The 16,915-nt window shown below is 64.7% G+C and carries 27 protein-coding genes; 22 read left to right on the top strand and 5 right to left on the bottom strand.

All coding sequences use genetic code 11. From position 1 onward, the window contains the following. The 22 genes from rpsC (at position 1) to Q7I88_RS09340 (ending at position 12,976) form a co-directional block, all read left to right on the top strand. On the top strand, positions 1-696 hold the full coding sequence (gene rpsC / locus Q7I88_RS09235) for a 30S ribosomal protein S3 (protein ID WP_305095631.1): 696 nt from the start codon (positions 1-3) through the stop codon (positions 694-696). A gap of 22 nt (positions 697-718) precedes the next feature. Then, positions 719-1,153 carry a 50S ribosomal protein L16 gene (rplP, locus tag Q7I88_RS09240; protein ID WP_305095632.1) on the top strand — a complete coding sequence of 145 codons (435 nt, stop codon included), beginning with the start codon at positions 719-721 and terminating at the stop codon, positions 1,151-1,153. Then, entirely contained in the window at positions 1,153-1,371 is a 219-nt protein-coding gene (rpmC, locus tag Q7I88_RS09245) for a 50S ribosomal protein L29 (protein ID WP_305095633.1), read from the top strand. The genes rplP and rpmC overlap by 1 nt, the downstream gene beginning before the upstream one ends. A 12-nt stretch (positions 1,372-1,383) precedes the next feature. Then, positions 1,384-1,674, top strand: coding sequence for a 30S ribosomal protein S17 (gene rpsQ, locus Q7I88_RS09250; RefSeq protein ID WP_305095634.1), 291 nt, complete (start codon positions 1,384-1,386; stop codon positions 1,672-1,674). 81 nt (positions 1,675-1,755) lie between these two features. Continuing rightward, a complete protein-coding gene (gene rplN / locus Q7I88_RS09255) occupies positions 1,756-2,124 on the top strand; it encodes a 50S ribosomal protein L14 (protein ID WP_305095635.1) in 369 nt (122 codons plus the stop codon). Then, the gene (gene rplX / locus Q7I88_RS09260) at positions 2,124-2,447 is read left to right on the top strand and encodes a 50S ribosomal protein L24 (RefSeq protein WP_305095636.1); all 324 of its coding nucleotides are present in this window, start codon (positions 2,124-2,126) and stop codon (positions 2,445-2,447) included. Before rplN ends, rplX begins: the two co-directional genes overlap by 1 nt. After that, on the top strand, positions 2,440-3,021 hold the full coding sequence (gene rplE / locus Q7I88_RS09265) for a 50S ribosomal protein L5 (RefSeq protein WP_305095637.1): 582 nt from the start codon (positions 2,440-2,442) through the stop codon (positions 3,019-3,021). The genes rplX and rplE overlap by 8 nt, the downstream gene beginning before the upstream one ends. Before the next feature lie 24 nt (positions 3,022-3,045). Further along, a complete protein-coding gene (rpsN, locus tag Q7I88_RS09270; RefSeq protein ID WP_305095638.1) occupies positions 3,046-3,351 on the top strand; it encodes a 30S ribosomal protein S14 in 306 nt (101 codons plus the stop codon). Positions 3,352-3,361: 10 nt separating this feature from the next. Continuing rightward, positions 3,362-3,757, top strand: a complete 396-nt coding sequence (gene rpsH / locus Q7I88_RS09275; protein ID WP_305095639.1) for a 30S ribosomal protein S8 — start codon at positions 3,362-3,364, stop codon at positions 3,755-3,757. Then, complete coding sequence (gene rplF / locus Q7I88_RS09280; protein WP_305095640.1) at positions 3,757-4,290, top strand: 50S ribosomal protein L6; 534 nt, start codon at positions 3,757-3,759, stop codon at positions 4,288-4,290. Before rpsH ends, rplF begins: the two co-directional genes overlap by 1 nt. A 1-nt stretch (position 4,291) precedes the next feature. Beyond that, entirely contained in the window at positions 4,292-4,636 is a 345-nt protein-coding gene (gene rplR, locus Q7I88_RS09285) for a 50S ribosomal protein L18 (RefSeq protein ID WP_305095641.1), read from the top strand. A gap of 2 nt (positions 4,637-4,638) precedes the next feature. Beyond that, entirely contained in the window at positions 4,639-5,544 is a 906-nt protein-coding gene (gene rpsE / locus Q7I88_RS09290; protein WP_305095642.1) for a 30S ribosomal protein S5, read from the top strand. A 5-nt stretch (positions 5,545-5,549) separates the two neighbouring features. Further along, positions 5,550-5,735, top strand: coding sequence for a 50S ribosomal protein L30 (gene rpmD, locus Q7I88_RS09295; RefSeq protein ID WP_305098587.1), 186 nt, complete (start codon positions 5,550-5,552; stop codon positions 5,733-5,735). Between the two features lie 70 nt (positions 5,736-5,805). Next, positions 5,806-6,327 (top strand): 50S ribosomal protein L15, encoded by a 522-nt coding sequence (rplO, locus tag Q7I88_RS09300; RefSeq protein WP_305098588.1) that lies wholly within the window; start codon positions 5,806-5,808, stop codon positions 6,325-6,327. A 115-nt stretch (positions 6,328-6,442) separates the two neighbouring features. After that, entirely contained in the window at positions 6,443-7,807 is a 1,365-nt protein-coding gene (secY, locus tag Q7I88_RS09305) for a preprotein translocase subunit SecY (protein ID WP_305095643.1), read from the top strand. Positions 7,808-7,832: 25 nt separating this feature from the next. Further along, positions 7,833-8,480, top strand: coding sequence for an adenylate kinase (locus tag Q7I88_RS09310; protein WP_305095644.1), 648 nt, complete (start codon positions 7,833-7,835; stop codon positions 8,478-8,480). A 365-nt stretch (positions 8,481-8,845) separates the two neighbouring features. Further along, on the top strand, positions 8,846-9,214 hold the full coding sequence (rpsM, locus tag Q7I88_RS09315) for a 30S ribosomal protein S13 (protein WP_305095645.1): 369 nt from the start codon (positions 8,846-8,848) through the stop codon (positions 9,212-9,214). A 66-nt stretch (positions 9,215-9,280) separates the two neighbouring features. Beyond that, positions 9,281-9,670 (top strand): 30S ribosomal protein S11, encoded by a 390-nt coding sequence (rpsK, locus tag Q7I88_RS09320; protein WP_305095646.1) that lies wholly within the window; start codon positions 9,281-9,283, stop codon positions 9,668-9,670. A 103-nt stretch (positions 9,671-9,773) separates the two neighbouring features. Continuing rightward, entirely contained in the window at positions 9,774-10,829 is a 1,056-nt protein-coding gene (locus Q7I88_RS09325; protein WP_305095647.1) for a DNA-directed RNA polymerase subunit alpha, read from the top strand. Between the two features lie 87 nt (positions 10,830-10,916). Beyond that, positions 10,917-11,336, top strand: coding sequence for a 50S ribosomal protein L17 (gene rplQ, locus Q7I88_RS09330; protein ID WP_305095648.1), 420 nt, complete (start codon positions 10,917-10,919; stop codon positions 11,334-11,336). Between the two features lie 195 nt (positions 11,337-11,531). Further along, the gene (locus tag Q7I88_RS09335; RefSeq protein WP_305095649.1) at positions 11,532-12,113 is read left to right on the top strand and encodes a hypothetical protein; all 582 of its coding nucleotides are present in this window, start codon (positions 11,532-11,534) and stop codon (positions 12,111-12,113) included. A 167-nt stretch (positions 12,114-12,280) separates the two neighbouring features. Next, a complete protein-coding gene (locus Q7I88_RS09340; RefSeq protein ID WP_305095650.1) occupies positions 12,281-12,976 on the top strand; it encodes a hypothetical protein in 696 nt (231 codons plus the stop codon). Positions 12,977-12,981: 5 nt separating this feature from the next. Here the strand turns inward: Q7I88_RS09340 and Q7I88_RS09345 are convergent, their stop codons facing one another. Genes Q7I88_RS09345 through odhB form a run of 5 tightly spaced genes read right to left on the bottom strand, consistent with a single transcriptional unit; the run spans position 12,982 to position 16,915 of the window. Further along, a complete protein-coding gene (locus tag Q7I88_RS09345) occupies positions 12,982-13,596 on the bottom strand; it encodes a trimeric intracellular cation channel family protein (RefSeq protein WP_305095651.1) in 615 nt (204 codons plus the stop codon). After that, complete coding sequence (locus tag Q7I88_RS09350; RefSeq protein WP_305095652.1) at positions 13,593-13,754, bottom strand: hypothetical protein; 162 nt, start codon at positions 13,752-13,754, stop codon at positions 13,593-13,595. Before Q7I88_RS09350 ends, Q7I88_RS09345 begins: the two co-directional genes overlap by 4 nt. 32 nt (positions 13,755-13,786) lie before the next feature. Then, positions 13,787-14,218 carry a VOC family protein gene (locus Q7I88_RS09355; protein ID WP_305095653.1) on the bottom strand — a complete coding sequence of 144 codons (432 nt, stop codon included), beginning with the start codon at positions 14,216-14,218 and terminating at the stop codon, positions 13,787-13,789. After that, positions 14,218-15,618 (bottom strand): dihydrolipoyl dehydrogenase, encoded by a 1,401-nt coding sequence (gene lpdA / locus Q7I88_RS09360; protein WP_305095654.1) that lies wholly within the window; start codon positions 15,616-15,618, stop codon positions 14,218-14,220. The genes Q7I88_RS09355 and lpdA overlap by 1 nt, the downstream gene beginning before the upstream one ends. Before the next feature lie 10 nt (positions 15,619-15,628). After that, on the bottom strand, positions 15,629-16,915 hold the full coding sequence (odhB, locus tag Q7I88_RS09365) for a 2-oxoglutarate dehydrogenase complex dihydrolipoyllysine-residue succinyltransferase (protein ID WP_305095655.1): 1,287 nt from the start codon (positions 16,913-16,915) through the stop codon (positions 15,629-15,631).

Raw genomic sequence — 16,915 nt, forward strand, 5'->3', positions numbered from 1 at the left:
ATGGGTCATAAATCCAACCCGATCGGGCTGCGCCTGCAGATCAACCGGACCTGGGACAGCCGCTGGTATTCCGAGGGCCGCGCTTATGCGCAGCTGCTCAAGGAAGACATCGAGATCCGCAAGTTCATCATGGGAAGCCTGCCGCAGGCGGCGATTTCCAAGGTGGTGATCGAGCGTCCGGCCAAGCTGTGCCGCATCTCGATCTATGCCGCGCGGCCCGGTGTCATCATCGGCAAGAAGGGCGCCGATATCGAGAAGCTGCGGGTCAAGCTGTCGCAGATGACCGAAAGCGAAGTGAAGCTGAACATCGTCGAAATCCGCAAGCCGGAAATTGACGCCAAGCTGATCGCCCAGGGCATTGCCGACCAGCTGATCCGCCGTGTGGCCTTCCGCCGTGCGATGAAGCGCGCGATGCAGTCGGCGATGCGTTTGGGCGCTGAAGGCATCAAGGTGATGTGCGGCGGCCGCCTCGGCGGCGCCGAGATCGCCCGTGTCGAGCAGTACCGCGAAGGCCGCGTGCCGCTGCACACGCTGCGCGCCAACGTCGACTACGCCGAAGCCGAGGCGCTCACCGCCTATGGCATCATCGGAATCAAGGTCTGGGTCTTCAAGGGCGAGATTCTCGGCCATGACCCGACCGCACAGGACCGGCTGATGATGGAGGCTCAAACCTCCGGCGTCCGCCCGGCCCGTTGATCGCTGGACCTGAGTAGAGATCATGCTGCAACCGAAGAAAACCAAGTTCCGCAAGGCGTTCAAGGGCCGGATTCACGGTAACGCCAAGGGCGGCACCGCGCTCAATTTCGGCTCCTACGGGCTGAAGGCGCTGGAGCCGGAGCGGATTACCGCCCGTCAGATCGAGGCCGCGCGCCGTGCGATCACGCGCCACATCAAGCGCCAGGGGCGCCTGTGGATCCGCGTGTTCCCCGACGTTCCGGTGTCGAAGAAGCCGGCCGAAGTGCGCCAGGGCAAGGGCAAGGGCGCGATCGAATACTGGGCCGCTCGCGTCAAGCCGGGCCGCATCCTGTTCGAGCTCGACGGTGTTCCCGGCCCGCTCGCCGCGGAGGCGTTCAGCCGCGCCGCGATGAAGCTGCCGATCAAGACCAAGGTCATCGCCCGGCTCGGTGACAACTCGCACCTCGGAGGCGAATGATGGCCACCAAGACCGAAGATATGCGCGCCAAGACCGACGATCAGCTCAGCCAGCAGCTCGACGAACTGAAGAAGGAGCAGTTCAACCTGCGCTTTCAGGCCGCGACCAATCAGCTGGAGCGTCCCGCGCGGATCAAGGAAGTCCGCCGTGAGATCGCCCGCATCCAGACGCTGCAGGGTGAACGCGCCAAGAGCGCCAAGCCCGCGGCGGCGAAGTAAGGAAACCAGACGATGCCCAAGCGTATCCTGGTCGGGACCGTCGTTTCCGACAAGACCGACAAGACCGTGACCGTGCTCGTCGAGCGCAAGGTGAAGCACCCGCTGTACGGGAAGATCATCCGCCGCTCGAAGAAGTACCACGCCCACGACGAGGCTAACGAGTACCACCCCGGCGACATCGTGCGGATCGAAGAGACCCGCCCGATTTCGAAGACCAAGACCTGGGCCGTTCTCGACCGAGTTCAGGCGGGCGGCGTGCAGGCGGTCGATGCCGATCTCGATGTCGAGGCGGCAAGCAACTGATTTTGAGCCCCGCGTAAGCGGGGACAGGCGTAAGGAACTGCCGGACTTGTTCCGGCAAGCCATTGAGAAGGAACCGGATCGATGATCCAGATGCAATCCAATCTCGACGTCGCGGACAACAGCGGCGCGAAGCGCGTCCAGTGCATTAAGGTGCTGGGCGGGTCGAAGCGCCGGACCGCGAGTGTCGGCGACGTGATCGTCGTTTCCGTCAAGGAAGCGCAGCCGCGTGCCCGTGTGAAGAAGGGCGACGTGCACCGCGCGGTCATCGTCCGCACGAGGAAAGACGTGCGCCGCCCCGACGGCAGCGTGATCCGCTTCGACAGCAATGCCGCGGTTCTCGTCAACAAGAGCGAGGAGCCGATCGGCACTCGTATCTTCGGCCCGGTGGTGCGCGAACTGCGCTCCAAGGGTTTCATGAAGATCATCAGTCTTGCTCCGGAGGTGCTGTGATGGCCGCCGCGAAGATCAAGAAGGGCGACAGCGTCGTGGTTCTGTCCGGTAAGGACAAGGGCCGCACCGGCACCGTCACCAAGGTCATGCCGAAGGAAGGCAAGGTCGTGGTCGACGGGATCAACGTTGCCGCCCGTCACCGCAAGCCGACGCAAACCAATCCGCAGGGCGGCATCGACCGTTCGCCCGCTCCGATGGCGATCAGCAAGGTCGCCGTTGCCGACCCGAAGGACGGCAAGCCCACCCGCGTCCGCTTCGAAACGAAGAAGGATGGCACCAAGGTGCGCATTGCCGTGAAGTCCGGGGAGACCATCGATGGCTGACAATTACACCCCGCGCCTCAAGAAGCAGTTTGACGAGACCATCGTCAAGGCGATGACCGAGAAGTTCGGTTACAAGAATCGCCTGGAGGTGCCCCGGCTCGAGAAGATCACGCTCAACATGGGCGTGGGCGAAGCGAGCCAGGACAAGAAGAAGGTCCAGACTGCGGCCGAGGAAATGGAACTGATCGCCGGCCAGAAGCCGGTCATCACCAAGGCGAAGAAGTCGATCGCGCAGTTCAAGCTGCGTGAAGGCATGCCGATCGGCTGCAAGGTCACCTTGCGCCGTGAACGCATGTACGAATTCCTCGACCGTCTGGTCACCATCGCGATGCCGCGCATCCGCGACTTCCGCGGGCTCAACCCGCGTTCGTTCGACGGCCGCGGCAACTACGCGATGGGTCTCAAGGAACAGATCGTGTTCCCCGAGATCAGCTACGACCGTATCGAAAAGGTTCGCGGCATGGACGTGATCGTCACGACCACTGCCAAGACCGACGAAGAGGCGCGCGAGCTGCTGCGTCTGTTCGGTTTCCCGTTCCCGGCTGTCGAAGCCGAAGAGAAGGAGGCGGCGTAAGCCGCTTCAGGAGAGCTTAAGTCCATGGCGAAACTGAGTTCCATCAACAAGAACGAGCGGCGCAAGAAGCTCGTGAAGAAGTACGCGAGCAAGTACGCAAAGCTGAAGGCTGTTGCGGACGACAAGTCGCTCGACGAAACCGAGCGGTTGATGGCCCGCTTGAAGATGGCGGAATTGCCGCGCAACGCGAATCCCACGCGTGTGCGCAACCGCTGCACCACCACTGGCCGCCCGCGCGGCTATTACCGCAAGTTCGGCCTCAACCGGATCGAGCTCCGCGACAAGGCCAACAAGGGCCTTATCCCGGGCGTGACCAAGTCGAGCTGGTGAGGATCACAAGATGGCTATGACCGATCCCCTGGGTGACATGCTCACCCGCATCCGCAACGGCCAGCAGGCGAAGAAGGATTCCGTCCTTTCGCCGGCGTCCAAGCTGCGCGCGAACGTCCTCGAGGTCCTCCAGCGCGAGGGCTACATCCGCGGTTACACCGAGGATTCGAGCGGCAAGCACCCGGCGCTGCGGATCGAACTGAAGTATTTCGAAGGCGAGCCCGCTATCAAGCACGTGGCCCGTATCTCCAAGCCGGGCCGCCGGGTCTATTCGGGTTCCAGGGAACTGCCGAATGTCCGCAACGGTCTCGGCATCACCATCGTCTCGACGCCGAAGGGCGTGCTCTCGGACAACGAAGCGCGCACCCAGAACGTCGGCGGCGAAGTGCTGGCGGAGGTGTTCTGATGAGCCGCATCGGCAAGAAGCCGGTGACGATCCCGAGTGGCGTCACCGCCAATATCGAGGGCGACACGCTGGCGGTGAAGGGACCCAAGGGGACCCTGACTCTCGGTTTGTCCGACCTGATCGACTACAAGGTCGATGGCGGCGAGATCTCGGTCAAGCCGGCCAACGACACGCGCGAGGCGCGCAACCACTGGGGCATGCAGCGCACGCTGGTGTCCAACCTGGTGCAAGGCGTGACCGACGGCTTTACCAAGGTCCTCGAGATCAGCGGCGTCGGCTATCGTGCGCAGGCTCAGGGCAAGACCCTGAAGCTGCAGCTCGGCTACAGTCACGATGTCAATCTCGACGTGCCCGAGGGCCTCGAAGTCAAGACCCCGGACCAGACCACGGTCGAGATCAGTGGGATCGACAAGCAGGCGGTCGGGCAGTTCGCCGCCGAAATCCGCCGCTGGCGCAAACCCGAACCCTACAAGGGCAAGGGCATCAAGTACCGTGGCGAGTACATCTTCCGCAAGGAAGGGAAGAAGAAGTAAGATGGCCAAGCTTTCCCTGTTCGAACGCCGCCGCCGCCGGGTACGGACCGCGCTCAAGAGCCGCGCCGGCGGCAAGCCGCGCCTGTCGGTGCACCGCACCGGCCAGCACATCTACGCGCAGATCATCGACGACAAGGACGGCCGGACCGTCGCCGCAGCGAGCACGCTCGGCGGCAAGTCCTCGGGCGCCAACGTCGAGGCTGCCAGCAAGGTGGGCAAGGATATCGCCGCGGCGGCCAAGAAGGCCGGCGTCACCGCTGTCGTGTTCGATCGCGGCGGCTACCTGTTCCATGGCCGCGTCAAGGCGCTGGCCGATGCCGCCCGCGAGGGCGGGCTGGAGTTCTGACGATGGCTGACAAGAAAACACCCGAAGAGACCGAAGCCAAGGTCGAAGAGACCAAGGTCGAGGATACCGCCGTAGAAGCGGCTCCCGCCGAGAACGCCAAGGCCGACGAAGCCCCGGCCGCGGAAGCTGCTCCGGCAGCCGAAGCGAAAGCCGAGGAGACCGTCGTCGTCGACAACGCGGGTTCGACCCCGACCCCGACCACGGCGACGACCGAAGCCTTCGACAATCAGTCGCCTGCCGCCGGCACGACTCCGCCGCGTGAAGCGCGCGGGGGGCGTGGCGGTCGTGGCGGCGGCGGCGGTGGCCGCAACGATCGCGGTGGCGGCCGTGGCCGTGGACGCGACGATCGTCGTGGCCGCGACGACGACGGCGGCGAAGAGCTGATCGAGAAGTTGGTCCACATCAATCGCGTGTCGAAGACCGTCAAGGGCGGCAAGCGCTTCGGTTTCGCCGCACTGGTCGTGGTCGGCGACGGCAAGGGCCGGGTCGGCTTCGGCCACGGCAAGGCCCGCGAAGTCCCCGAAGCCATCAACAAGGCGACCGCTGCTGCCAAGAAGAAGATGATCCGCGTGCCGCTCAAGGAAGGTCGCACGCTGCATCACGACGGCAAGGGCCGCTTCGGCGCCGGCAAGGTCAACGTGCGGACGGCTCCGGCCGGTACCGGCATCATCGCCGGCGGTCCGATGCGCGCCGTGTTCGAAAGCCTTGGCGTTCACGACGTGGTGACCAAGTCGATCGGTACCTCGAACCCCTACAACATGATCCGCGCCACCTTCGAGGCGTTGCAGGACCAGACTTCGCCGAAGTCGGTCGCGCAGCGTCGCGGCAAGAAGGTCGTCGACCTTCTCGGCCGCGGTGGCGCTTCGGAGGCCGAGGCTGAAGCCGACGCCGCCGCTATCGCGGAGTAATGACGATGGCTGCCAAGAAGACCATCAAGATCAAGCAGATCGGTTCGCCGATCCGCCGCCCGGAGCATCAGCGCCAGACCCTCATCGGTTTGGGGCTGAACAAGATGCACAAGGTCGTCGAGCGCCAGGACACCCCCGAGGTGCGCGGCGCGATCGCCAAGATCCCGCATCTCGTCCAGGTGATCGACTGATCATCCCGCGCCCGGCCGCCGAGCCGGGCGCATCCTACCAGCGCGACAAAAGCGAAAGCGAGTGCACATTATGAAACTCAACGATCTCCGCGACAACGAAGGCGCCCGCAAGTCCCGCATGCGGGTCGGCCGGGGCATCGGCTCGGGCAAGGGCAAGACTGCCGGCCGCGGCCAGAAGGGCCAGAAGAGCCGCTCGGGCGTAGCCGTCAAAGGCTTCGAGGGCGGCCAGATGCCGCTGCACATGCGGCTGCCGAAGCGCGGCTTCAACAACCCGTTCGGCAAGGACTTTGCCGAGGTCAACGTCGGCATGGTGCAGAAGTTCATCGACGCCAAGAAGCTCGACGCCAAGAAGCCCATCGACCACGAGGCGCTCAAGGCCGCCGGCCTGGCGCGCGGTGGTAAGGATGGCGTGCGTCTGCTCGGCAAGGGCGAACTGACTGCCAAGGTGACCTTCAAGGTCGATGGCGCCAGCAAGGGCGCGATCGCCGCTGTCGAAAAGGCCGGCGGAACCGTCGAGGTTGCCGCGCCCAAGGTCAGCGAGCATGAAAAGAAGACCGCTCGCCGCGACGCCAACAGGGCTGCCGCGAAGTAATCGGGACAATGGGAGCGGGCGGGGTTACATGATCCCGCCCGCGTCCTATATGGACCGCTTACGGGGTCTCCGCCGGGCCGGATCCGGCGGCTTCAGTTAAGGCTTTTGCAAGACGATGGCATCACGCGCCGACAATCTCGCCAGCAATCTCAGCCTTGCCAACTTCGGCAAGGCGACCGAGCTCAAGCAGCGCATCTGGTTCACCGTCGGTGCGCTCGTCGTGTTCCGCTTCCTCAGTTTCGTGCCTCTGCCGGGCGTCAATCCGCTGGTGCTGGAAACGCTCTACGACCAGACGCGCGGCGGCATCCTCGACCTGTTCAACACCTTCTCGGGCGGCTCGCTGCAGCGCATGAGCCTGATCGCGCTCGGCGTGATGCCCTACATCACCAGTTCGATCGTTGTGCAGCTCGCCGCCGCGCTCCATCCTTCGCTGATGGCGCTCAAGAAGGAAGGCGAGGCGGGGCGCAAGAAGCTCAATCAGTACACCCGCTACGGCGCTGTCCTGCTGTGCGCCATCCAGGGCTGGTTCCTCGCGACCGGGCTCGAGGCCTATGGCGCATCGAGCGGGCTGCAGGCGGTCATCAATCCCGGCCTGCTGTTCAAGATCACCGCGGTCATCAACCTGATCGGCGGAACCATGTTCCTGCTCTGGCTGGGCGAGCAGATCACCAGCCGCGGTATCGGCAACGGCGTGTCGCTGATCATCATGGCCGGCATCATCGCACAGTTCCCGACTTTCGCCGCGAACCTTTTCGAAGGCGGCCGCACGGGCTCGGTCAGCATGTTCGTGATCGTCGCGATCATTGCCGTCATCGTCGGGCTGGTGATCTTCATCTGCTTCGTCGAGCGCGCCCAGCGGCGGTTGCTGATTCAGTATCCCAAGCGCGCCAGCGCCAAGGGCATGATGCAGGCCGACCGCAGCCACCTTCCGCTCAAGCTCAACACCGCGGGCGTCATTCCGCCGATCTTCGCCAGCTCGCTGCTGGTGTTGCCGCTGACCATTACCCAGTTTGCGGGCAACTCGCTGAACACCGATTCGATGTTCTACAGCGTGGTCCAGACGCTCAACCAGTACCTCGGCCGCGGTCAGCCGCTGCACATGGCGCTTTACGCCCTGGGCATCATCTTCTTCTGCTTCTTCTACACCTCGGTGGTCTTCAATCCCGAGGAGACGGCTGAGAACCTGAAGAAGAACGGCGGGTTCATTCCCGGCATTCGTCCGGGCAAGAACACCGAAAAGTATCTCGATTACGTGCTCGACCGGATCACGGTGATCGGCGCGCTCTACCTGACCCTGGTCTGCGTCACGCCCGAATTCCTGGTCAACGAGACCGGCATCCAGCTTTTCCTCGGCGGAACCAGCCTGCTCATCGTGGTCAACGTGACGGTGGACACTATCAGCCAGATCCAGTCGCACCTGTTGGCTCACCAGTACGGTGACCTTATCAAGAAGGCCAAGCTCAAGGGCCGGCTGCGCTAGGCGCGGCACAATTGGGGGCAGGATTTTGAACATCATCCTTCTCGGGCCGCCGGGTGCCGGCAAGGGAACGCAGGCCGCCCGGTTGGTCGAGCATCACGGCATGCGTCAGCTTTCGACGGGCGACATGCTGCGCGCGGCGGTGAAGGCCCAGACCCCGGTCGGACTCGAGGCCAAGGCGATCATGGAGCGCGGCGAGCTTGTCTCCGACGAGATCGTCAGCAAGCTCATCGACGCCGAACTGACCGCGATGGGGCCCGATGTGGGGGCCATCTTCGACGGGTATCCCCGCACCGCTGCGCAGGCCGAACAGCTCGACGCCATCCTTGCCCGGCATGGCCGCAAGCTCGATCACGTCATCGAGCTCGAGGTCGACGAGGACGCTCTCGTCGAGCGTATCATCGGCCGTTTCACCTGCGCGAACTGCGGCGCCGGCTATCACGACATCTACAAGCTGCCGAAAGTCGCCGGCGTGTGTGACAAGTGCGGCAGCACCGAGTTCAAGCGCCGTCCCGACGACAACGAGGAAACCGTCCGCACCCGGATGGCCGAATACCGTGCCAAGACCGCGCCGATCCTGCCGATCTACGACGCGCGCGGCATCGTGACCCGCATCGACGGCATGGCGGCGATAGACACCGTAACCGATCGCATCGAGCAGGTTCTGGCGAGCTGAGGGCCGGCCCGCCGGGAGGCGGCAACGCTCCTTGTCCCATCTCCGCCGCCGAGGTCGTCGCTGCATTCGGCGGCAGCCCGTTTTGACCGCTGCCGTGAAGCGCGGTATAGGCAACGCATCGGTCGCGTCGGTCGCGATCGTCGCGTGAGCGCGAGGTGATTGCCTTTGCGCGGTTTCTGCTGTTGACGGGCCTTGCGAATCGCCGTAAGCGCCCCACATTCGAGAAATCGGGACCAGTCCGGCAGGCGACAGCCAAGTGCGCGCCCATCCGGGCTTTTTGCCGTCCAGGCAATCCGGTGGTTCGAAACGAACGCGATGAGATAGGGGCGCCGACCGGCTATCCCCTGTGGAGCATGGAGAAGTAAGTGGCTCGTATTGCCGGGGTAAACATCCCCACCAACAAGCGCGTGATCGTCGCGCTGACCTATATCCACGGAATTGGCCCGACCACGGCCAGGAAAATCGCCGACAAGCTCGGCATCGACCACAGCCGCCGCGTGCAGGACCTGTCCGACGCGGAAGTGCTGCAGATCCGTGAAACGATCGACGCCGACTACACCGTGGAAGGCGACCTGCGCCGCGACACCGCGATGAACATCAAGCGGCTGATGGACCTCGCCTGCTACCGCGGGCTGCGCCATCGCAAGGGCCTGCCGGTCCGTGGTCAGCGCACGCACACCAATGCGCGCACCCGCAAGGGCAAGGCCAAGCCCATCGCCGGCAAGAAGAAGTAGGCCGCCGCTTTTTTCTCTCTGGACCGTGTAACACCCGGTCCATGTCTCGAGGACAGGATACGAACCATGGCTCGTGAACCTCAGCGTCTCCGCAGGCGGGAACGCAAGAATATCTCCAGTGGCGTCGCGCACGTGAACGCCAGCTTCAACAATACCATGATCACCATCACCGACGCGCAGGGCAATGCGATAAGCTGGTCCAGCGCGGGCATGATGGGATTCAAGGGCAGCCGCAAGTCGACTCCGTATGCCGCCCAGGTGGCTGCCGACGACGCCGGCAAGAAGGCCGCCGAACACGGCGTCCGGACCCTTGAAATCGAGATTAAGGGCCCGGGCTCGGGCCGCGAGAGCGCGCTGCGCGCCCTTCAGGCCGTCGGCTTTACGATTACGTCGATCCGCGACGTGACGCCGATCCCTCACAATGGCGTCCGGCCGTCCAAGCGCCGCCGCGTCTGATTCGAACCTGCCGCGGCGCAAGCCGCCCAGAAACTCGCATCGGCCGCGGCACTCCAGTGCTCCGCGGTCGTTGCCACAAGACAAACACCTTTAGGGGAAGTCCATGTCCGTCAACATGAAGAACTGGCAGGAACTGAAGAAACCCAATCAGCTCGAAGTCAAGGAAGGCGGCGACAAGAAGCGCAAAGCCACCTTCGTCGCCGAGCCGCTCGAGCGTGGCTACGGCCTGACCCTGGGCAACGCGCTGCGCCGCGTGCTGCTGTCGTCGCTGCAGGGCGCCGCCATCACCTCGATCAAGATCGAGAACGTGCTGCACGAATTCTCCTCGCTTGCCGGCGTGCGCGAGGACGTCACCGACATCGTCCTCAACACGAAGCAGATCGCGCTCAAGATGGAAGGCGAAGGCCCCAAGCGGCTGCAGCTCTCCGCCACCGGCCCGGCCGAAGTCAAGGCGGGCGACATCGCCGTTACCGGCGATATCGAAGTGCTCAACCCGGACCTGGTGATCTGTCACCTGGACGAGGGCGCGACGCTCAACATGGAACTGACCGCCGACAGCGGCAAGGGCTACGTCCCGGCCGTGTCGAACCGTCCGGCCGATGCGCCGATTGGCCTGATTCCGATCGACTCGCTTTATTCTCCGGTTCGCCAGGTCAGCTACAAGGTCGAAAACGCCCGCGTCGGTCAGGAACTCGACTTCGACAAGCTCAGCCTGACGGTCGAGACCGACGGCACCGTGACGCCGGAAGACGCCGTGGCCTACGCCGCGCGCATCCTGCAGGATCAGCTGACGCTGTTCGTCCACTTCGAGGATGGCATTCCGCAGCCGCAGGGCACCATGATCGGCGTCGCCGCGCAGCCGGAAGAAAGCGACGCCAACCAGCTCAACCGCTACCTGCTCAAGAAGGTCGACGAGCTCGAGCTGTCGGTGCGTTCGGCCAACTGTCTCAAGAACGACAACATCATCTACATCGGCGACCTGGTCCAGAAGACCGAAGCCGAGATGCTCCGCACGCCGAACTTCGGCCGCAAGTCGCTCAACGAGATCAAGGAAGTCCTGAGCTCGATGGGCCTGCGGCTCGGCATGGACATCCCGGGCTGGCCGCCTGAAAATATCGAGGAAATGGCCAAGAAGCTGGAGCAGGAACTGCTCGGCTAACCTGGCTGCAGGGTAAAGGGCGGCGACCCGAACTGCCGCCGGGAACGGGGTACCTGATACGGCCCCCTTACGAACGGAGTACATGAGATGAAACACGGCATTTCCGGCCGCAAGCTGCAGCGCAAGTCCGGCCACCGCGCCGCCCTGCTGCGCAACATGGCCGCCGCGCTGATCAAGCACGAACAGATCCTCACCACCACGCCCAAGGCGAAAGAGCTGCGCCCCTACGTCGAAAAGCTGGTGACCTTGGCCAAGCGTGGCGGGCTCTCCAATCGCCGCCTGGCCCACGCGCGGATCATGGACGATGCGCAGGAAAAGAAGCTGTTCGACGTCCTCGCCGAGCGTTACGCCGACCGCGAGGGTGGCTACACCCGCGTGATCAAGGCCGGCATCCGCGCCTCCGACGCGGCTCCGATGGCGGTCATCGAACTGGTCGACCGCGACGAGGATGCCAAGGGCCAGGATTCGGGTCCGGTGATGAACGAAATGGAATTCGACGAAGCCTGATAAGGCTATTCGGAGCAAGAAGGGGCCGCGAACCGCTTGGTTTCGCGGCCCTTTTTTGTGCGGCATGCCGTTCATAGTAAGCATCATATTCCTGAACAAATGCCAACCGGCGAGTTCAGCCTCGCCTCACCGCGGATGGCCTAAACCTCGTTGCATGGAGGAGCAGACCGGCTCCGAACTGCGAAAGGGAAGACCATGAAGATTGCTACCAGGACCTTGGCCAAGGGCATGATCGGCACTGTCGCGGCCGGCGCGATGGCGCTGGGTTCGGCGTCGCCCGCAATGGCCCGTGACCGCGACCACTACCGCCACCACGACGGAATCGACGCCGGCGACGTTATCGCCGGGGCGCTCATCATCGGCGGCATCGCCGCCGTAGCCTCCGCGGCGAGCAACGACCGCGGCTATCGCTACGACGATTACCGCTACCGCGGCGACGAGCGATATCGCGGCCGCTACAACTACAGCCGCTACGGCAATCCGCGCGAGGCGGTCGAGATGTGCGTCCGCGCCGCCGAACACAATGCCAGTCGCTATAGTTATGGCGGCCGCGCGAAGGTCACGGATATTCGCGACATCGACCGCAAGCGCGATGGCTACCGGGTGAAGGGCCGCATCGCGGTGAATGCCCGCAACAGCGACTGGCGCCGGGGTTGGCGCAACGACTACCGCGGATATGACAGCCGTTATAACGGTTACGACAGCGGCAGCTTTACCTGCCAAGTGCGTTACAACCGCGTCGTCGATCTCGACTATCACGGCATTCGCGGACTCTGATGCGGCAATGGGGAGGGTCCCGACCATAGAACGCAAGTTCGAGAGGCGGGACCCTCGCATCGCCCGCCAGATCCGGTTCAGCCGCTCGCAAGCCTGGCGAGCCTAGCTCTCGCTTCATCGACAGTCCGCGGCGACTCACCGCGCCGCCACCGAGGAGGGATGCCATCATGGCCCTGTTCCGCCGTTTCAGTGCCGCCGCCGCAAGTGCCGCGGCTGTTTCGCTCCTTGCCGCGCCCGCCGCGGCGCTCGAATTGCCGCGCGGAGCACCGGCCATCTATCACGAGGACTCGGCCAACGGTTGGCGCCGGCATCATCGCCACCGGGATGGTATCGACGGCGGCGACGTGCTTGCCGGCGTGCTGATTCTGGGCGGTATTGCCGCCATCGCGAGCGCGGCTTCGAAACAGGACCGCGCCGAGCGCTATCCTGCACCCCCGCCTTATCCTCAGCAACGGCAGGGCTATAGCAGCGACGGCAACGGCCGCGGGATCGATGGCGCAGTGGAGATGTGCGTCGGACAGGTCGAGCGCGGCCGCGACCGCGTCGGCACGGTCGACAGCGCCAATCGCGACGCCACAGGATGGTCGGTGACCGGAACGATCGAGGGCGGCCAGTCCTTCAGCTGCCGGATCGACAGCGACGGGCGGCTTCGTTCGCTCGACATCGGTGGCTGGCAGGGCGCTGCCGCGGCGGGCCCCGACCGGCAGTATTCCGACGACGTCTACCGCCAGGCCCGCGCGGCGCAGGACGCGCAGCCGTCGCTCGCCGCTCCGGGTACCGCGCTTCCCGGCGAGGTCGATGACCGGCCGGTTTGGCCCGGTGAGGACGACCCGGACAATGGCGTTCGCCACTACGGCGGTTGAACCGATCAGGTTTCGCGCGAATAGGCCGGCAGTTCGATCTTCCACACGACTGCCGCGCCGCGCAGCGCGAACCCGGCGAGCGCCGCCAAGCCCCAGACCAGACCCTGCGGCAGGCCCAGCAGGGTGCCCCCCATGCACAGCGTTGCGGCGAGCGCCGCGGCGGTGACGTAGAGTTCCGGGCGCATCAGGATCGACGGTTGGCCGGCCAGGATGTCGCGAATTATGCCGCCCACGCATCCGGAAATGACCCCCACGATCGCTGCCGGTAGGGGCGCAACACCGAAAGCCAGCGCCTTCGCCGTTCCCAGCACCGAATAGGCGGCGAGGCCCACCGCGTCTCCCCAAAGCAGGATTCTGCCGGCCCACCATCGGCTGGGGGTGAACCAGGCGAGTATGGCAGTGGCCAGGATAATCGGAGCCACCCAGCGATCGCGCAGCCAGAACACCGGCTCGCCGATCAGCAGGTCGCGCACGGTGCCGCCGCCGACCCCGGTGACGAGCGCAAAGAACACCATCGTTACGAAGGTCTGCCGCATGCGTGCGGCGATCAGCGCGCCAGAGAGTGCAAATACGGCCGTGCCTGCGAGGTCGAGCAAGGGCGGGAGGACCGGTGGACTCATATCTTGGCCCGCGCCAGTGCATCGCCGCGGACTTCGTCGATCGCGCGCGCGACCATCACCAGTCCGGTGACGGTCCACATCAGGATCGGCAAGCCGACCAACCAGCCGAGCCAGATGTGCCAGCGCGCAAAACGGAACATCATGCGGTGTTTCGCCATTAGGCGGCGATAGCCCGGGGAGAGCGGGGCGGCTAGTCGGCCACGAACAGTTGGGCGAGGTCGGCGAAGGCCTTCATCTCGATGGCGTTTCCGCTCGGATCCTTGAAGAACATCGTTGCCTGCTCGCCCGGCTCGCCTTCGAACCGCACATGCGGCTCGATCTCGAAGCGGACTCCCGCTTCGACGAGACGTTTCGCCAGGTCTTTCCAGTCGTCGAGCGTCAGCACGATGCCGAAATGCGGCACCGGCACGTCGCGGCCGTCGACCGGGTTGGATCCCGCGGCGCCCTTGGCGACCACCGTCGGGGCGAGGTGGGCAACGATCTGATGGCCGTAGAAGTCGAAGTCGATCCATTCGTCGGACGAACGCCCCTCCGGACAGCCCATCGTCCCTCCCCAGAATGCGCGCGCCGCATCGAGATTATCGACGGGGAAGGCGAGGTGGAACGGGCGCAAGACCGCCATCAGACGTGGATCGGTTTGCCCTGCACGGCCATGGCCGCTTCCTTGAGCGCTTCCGGATGCGTCGGGTGCGCATGGCAGGTGTAGGCGATGTCCTCGCTGGTGGCGCCGAATTCCATCGCCAGCGCCGCCTCTGCAATCATTGTACCGGCGACCGACGCGATGGCCCAGACGCCGAGCACTCGGTCCGTGTCCGCCTCCGAGATCACTTTCACGAAACCGTCGGGCTCGTGATTGGTCTTGGCACGGCTGTTGGCAAGCATGGGAAACTTGCCGACTTTGACTTCGCCCTGCTCCTTGGCTTGTTCTTCGGTCAGGCCGACGCCGGCGATCTCGGGCCAGGTGTAAACCACACTGGGAATGACCGCATGATTGACGATGCCGGTCTGCCCGGCGATCCATTCGGCCACCGCGATGCCCTCGTCCTCGGCCTTGTGCGCCAACATGGGGCCGGGAATTACGTCGCCGATCGCGCGCACGCCGTCGATCGAGGTGCGGAATTCGCCGTCCACCTCGATCTGGCCGCGCTTGTTCGTTTCCAGCCCGATCCTGTCGAGCCCGAGCCCCTCGGTGTTGGGCCTCCGGCCGATCGAAACCAGCACGCAGTCGGCTTCGAGCGTTTCGTTGTCGCCGCCGGCGGCGGGTTCCATCGTCAGCGTCGCCGTCTTGCCCTTGACGGTGCAGCCGGTGACCTTGGTGCCGAGCTTGAAGGTCAGACCCTGCTTCTTGAAGATCTTGTGGGCTTCCTTGCGGACGTCCTCGTCCATGCCGGGCAGGATCTGGTCGAGGTATTCGACCACGATGACTTCCGCGCCGAGCCGCCGCCAGACCGAGCCGAGTTCGAGCCCGATCACGCCGCCGCCGATGACGACCATCGTCTTGGGCACCTTGGGCAGTTCGAGCGCACCGGTCGAATCGACCACGACGAACTTGGAATTGTCCACTTCGACGCCGGGGAGCGGCGTGACCGAGGACCCGGTGGCGATGACGATTTCCTTGGCCGTCTTGGTTTCGCCGTTCACCTCGACGGTGTGCGCGTCCCTGAAGCTGGCGAAGCCCTTGATCCAGTCGACCTTGTTCTTCTTGAACAGGAAGGCGATGCCGCCGGTCAGCTGCTTGACCGCGTCGATCCGCTGGTCGTGCATCGCGGGCAGGTTGAGCTTGGGCGTCACCTCGACACCCATCTTGGCCATCATGCCGTTCTTCGCCGCATCGAAGTACTCGCTCGCGTGTAGCATCGCCTTCGAGGGGATGCAGCCGACGTTGAGGCAGGTGCCGCCCAGCGTCTCGCGGCTTTCGACGCAGGCGGTTTTCAGCCCGAGCTGCGCCGCGCGGATCGCCGCGACATAGCCGCCGGGGCCGGAGCCGATGATGAGAACGTCGTAGTCGTAGGTGTCAGCCATTTTTTTCCTCTCAGAGATCGATCAGCATCCGCATGGGATCCTCGATCGCCTCCTTGATGATCTTTAGCGCAGTGACCGCCTCGCGGCCGTCGATGATGCGGTGGTCGTAGCTCAGCGCAACGTACATCATCGGACGGATCACGACTTCGCCGTTACGAGCGACCGGGCGGTCCTCGATACGATGCAGGCCGAGCACGGCGCTCTGCGGTGGATTGATGATCGGGGTGCTCATCAGGCTGCCGAACACACCGCCGTTGGAAATGGTGAAGGTGCCGCCCTTCATGTCGTCCATCGTCAGCGTGCCGTCCTTGGCGCGGCTGCCGAAGTCGGCGATGTCGAGCTCGATCTGCGCGAAGCTCTTGGCATCGGCATCGCGCACCACCGGCACGACGAGACCGTTCGGCGCACTCACCGCCACCGAGATGTCGACGTAGTCGTGATAGACGATTTCGTCGCCGTCGATGTAGGCGTTGACCGAAGGCACGTCCTTCAGCGCCAGGCAGCTCGCCTTGGCGAAGAAGCTCATGAAGCCAAGCTTGATGCCGTGCTTCTTGGCGAACAGCTCCTTGTAGGCCTCGCGCGCCTCGATCACCGCGGTCATGTCGACGTCGTTGAACGTGGTCAGCAGCGCCGCCTCTTCCTGCGCGCCTTTGAGGCGGCGGGCGATGGTCTGGCGCAGACGCGTCATCTTGACCCGTTCCTCGCGCCGCTCGCCGCTCGCCGCGCGCGCCGGTGCAGGCGAGGATGAGGGAGCCGGGGCAGGGGCCGACGTGCTCGGCGTCGGGGCGGCCTTCTTGGCGGCCGCCGCCGCGAGGACGTCCTCCTTGGTCAGCCGCCCATCCTTGCCGGTCCCCTTGATCTGCGTCGGATCGACCCCCGCCTCGAGCACTGCGCGGCGCACCGCGGGTGACATCGAGACGCTGTGATCCTCCGCCTCATTGCCTTTGGGCAGAGCATCAAGCTCACGGTCGATGTCGGCCGCTTGCTCGGATTCCTCCGAATGATCGGACTTCGCTTCGGGCGCCGGGGCAGGAGCCGGTGCAGGGGCCGGAGCGCTCGCGCCTTCCTCGACCGTGGCGATGACGGTGCCGACCTCGATGGTGTCGCCGACCTTGGCTCTGAGTTCGCCAATTACCCCGGCGACCGGGGAGGGAACCTCTACCGCGACTTTGTCGGTTTCGACGCTGACGATCGGTTCATCCGCCGCGACCGCATCGCCCGGCTGCTTGAGCCATTCGGCGATCGTTCCTTCGGTGACCGATTCACCGAGCGCGGGGACCTTGATTTCAGTTGCCAT

The sequence above is a fragment of the Croceibacterium aestuarii genome (genome assembly GCF_030657335.1).
In the GTDB taxonomy this organism is placed as follows: domain Bacteria; phylum Pseudomonadota; class Alphaproteobacteria; order Sphingomonadales; family Sphingomonadaceae; genus Croceibacterium_B; species Croceibacterium_B aestuarii.

Excerpts from the sequence above, each read along its gene's own strand:
- rpsC (WP_305095631.1), top strand. The coding sequence starts at position 1 with ATGGGTCATAAATCCAACCCGATCGGGCTGCGCCTGCAGATCAACCGG.
- rplP (WP_305095632.1), top strand. The coding sequence starts at position 719 with ATGCTGCAACCGAAGAAAACCAAGTTCCGCAAGGCGTTCAAGGGCCGG.
- rpmC (WP_305095633.1), top strand. The coding sequence starts at position 1,153 with ATGGCCACCAAGACCGAAGATATGCGCGCCAAGACCGACGATCAGCTC.
- rpsQ (WP_305095634.1), top strand. The coding sequence starts at position 1,384 with ATGCCCAAGCGTATCCTGGTCGGGACCGTCGTTTCCGACAAGACCGAC.
- rplN (WP_305095635.1), top strand. The coding sequence starts at position 1,756 with ATGATCCAGATGCAATCCAATCTCGACGTCGCGGACAACAGCGGCGCG.
- rplX (WP_305095636.1), top strand. The coding sequence starts at position 2,124 with ATGGCCGCCGCGAAGATCAAGAAGGGCGACAGCGTCGTGGTTCTGTCC.
- rplE (WP_305095637.1), top strand. The coding sequence starts at position 2,440 with ATGGCTGACAATTACACCCCGCGCCTCAAGAAGCAGTTTGACGAGACC.
- rpsN (WP_305095638.1), top strand. The coding sequence starts at position 3,046 with ATGGCGAAACTGAGTTCCATCAACAAGAACGAGCGGCGCAAGAAGCTC.
- rpsH (WP_305095639.1), top strand. The coding sequence starts at position 3,362 with ATGGCTATGACCGATCCCCTGGGTGACATGCTCACCCGCATCCGCAAC.
- rplF (WP_305095640.1), top strand. The coding sequence starts at position 3,757 with ATGAGCCGCATCGGCAAGAAGCCGGTGACGATCCCGAGTGGCGTCACC.
- rplR (WP_305095641.1), top strand. The coding sequence starts at position 4,292 with ATGGCCAAGCTTTCCCTGTTCGAACGCCGCCGCCGCCGGGTACGGACC.
- rpsE (WP_305095642.1), top strand. The coding sequence starts at position 4,639 with ATGGCTGACAAGAAAACACCCGAAGAGACCGAAGCCAAGGTCGAAGAG.
- rpmD (WP_305098587.1), top strand. The coding sequence starts at position 5,550 with ATGGCTGCCAAGAAGACCATCAAGATCAAGCAGATCGGTTCGCCGATC.
- rplO (WP_305098588.1), top strand. The coding sequence starts at position 5,806 with ATGAAACTCAACGATCTCCGCGACAACGAAGGCGCCCGCAAGTCCCGC.
- secY (WP_305095643.1), top strand. The coding sequence starts at position 6,443 with ATGGCATCACGCGCCGACAATCTCGCCAGCAATCTCAGCCTTGCCAAC.
- rpsK (WP_305095646.1), top strand. The coding sequence starts at position 9,281 with ATGGCTCGTGAACCTCAGCGTCTCCGCAGGCGGGAACGCAAGAATATC.
- Q7I88_RS09325 (WP_305095647.1), top strand. The coding sequence starts at position 9,774 with ATGTCCGTCAACATGAAGAACTGGCAGGAACTGAAGAAACCCAATCAG.
- rplQ (WP_305095648.1), top strand. The coding sequence starts at position 10,917 with ATGAAACACGGCATTTCCGGCCGCAAGCTGCAGCGCAAGTCCGGCCAC.
- Q7I88_RS09335 (WP_305095649.1), top strand. The coding sequence starts at position 11,532 with ATGAAGATTGCTACCAGGACCTTGGCCAAGGGCATGATCGGCACTGTC.
- Q7I88_RS09340 (WP_305095650.1), top strand. The coding sequence starts at position 12,281 with ATGGCCCTGTTCCGCCGTTTCAGTGCCGCCGCCGCAAGTGCCGCGGCT.
- Q7I88_RS09345 (WP_305095651.1), bottom strand. The coding sequence starts at position 13,596 with ATGAGTCCACCGGTCCTCCCGCCCTTGCTCGACCTCGCAGGCACGGCC.
- Q7I88_RS09350 (WP_305095652.1), bottom strand. The coding sequence starts at position 13,754 with ATGGCGAAACACCGCATGATGTTCCGTTTTGCGCGCTGGCACATCTGG.
- Q7I88_RS09355 (WP_305095653.1), bottom strand. The coding sequence starts at position 14,218 with ATGGCGGTCTTGCGCCCGTTCCACCTCGCCTTCCCCGTCGATAATCTC.
- lpdA (WP_305095654.1), bottom strand. The coding sequence starts at position 15,618 with ATGGCTGACACCTACGACTACGACGTTCTCATCATCGGCTCCGGCCCC.
- odhB (WP_305095655.1), bottom strand. The coding sequence starts at position 16,915 with ATGGCAACTGAAATCAAGGTCCCCGCGCTCGGTGAATCGGTCACCGAA.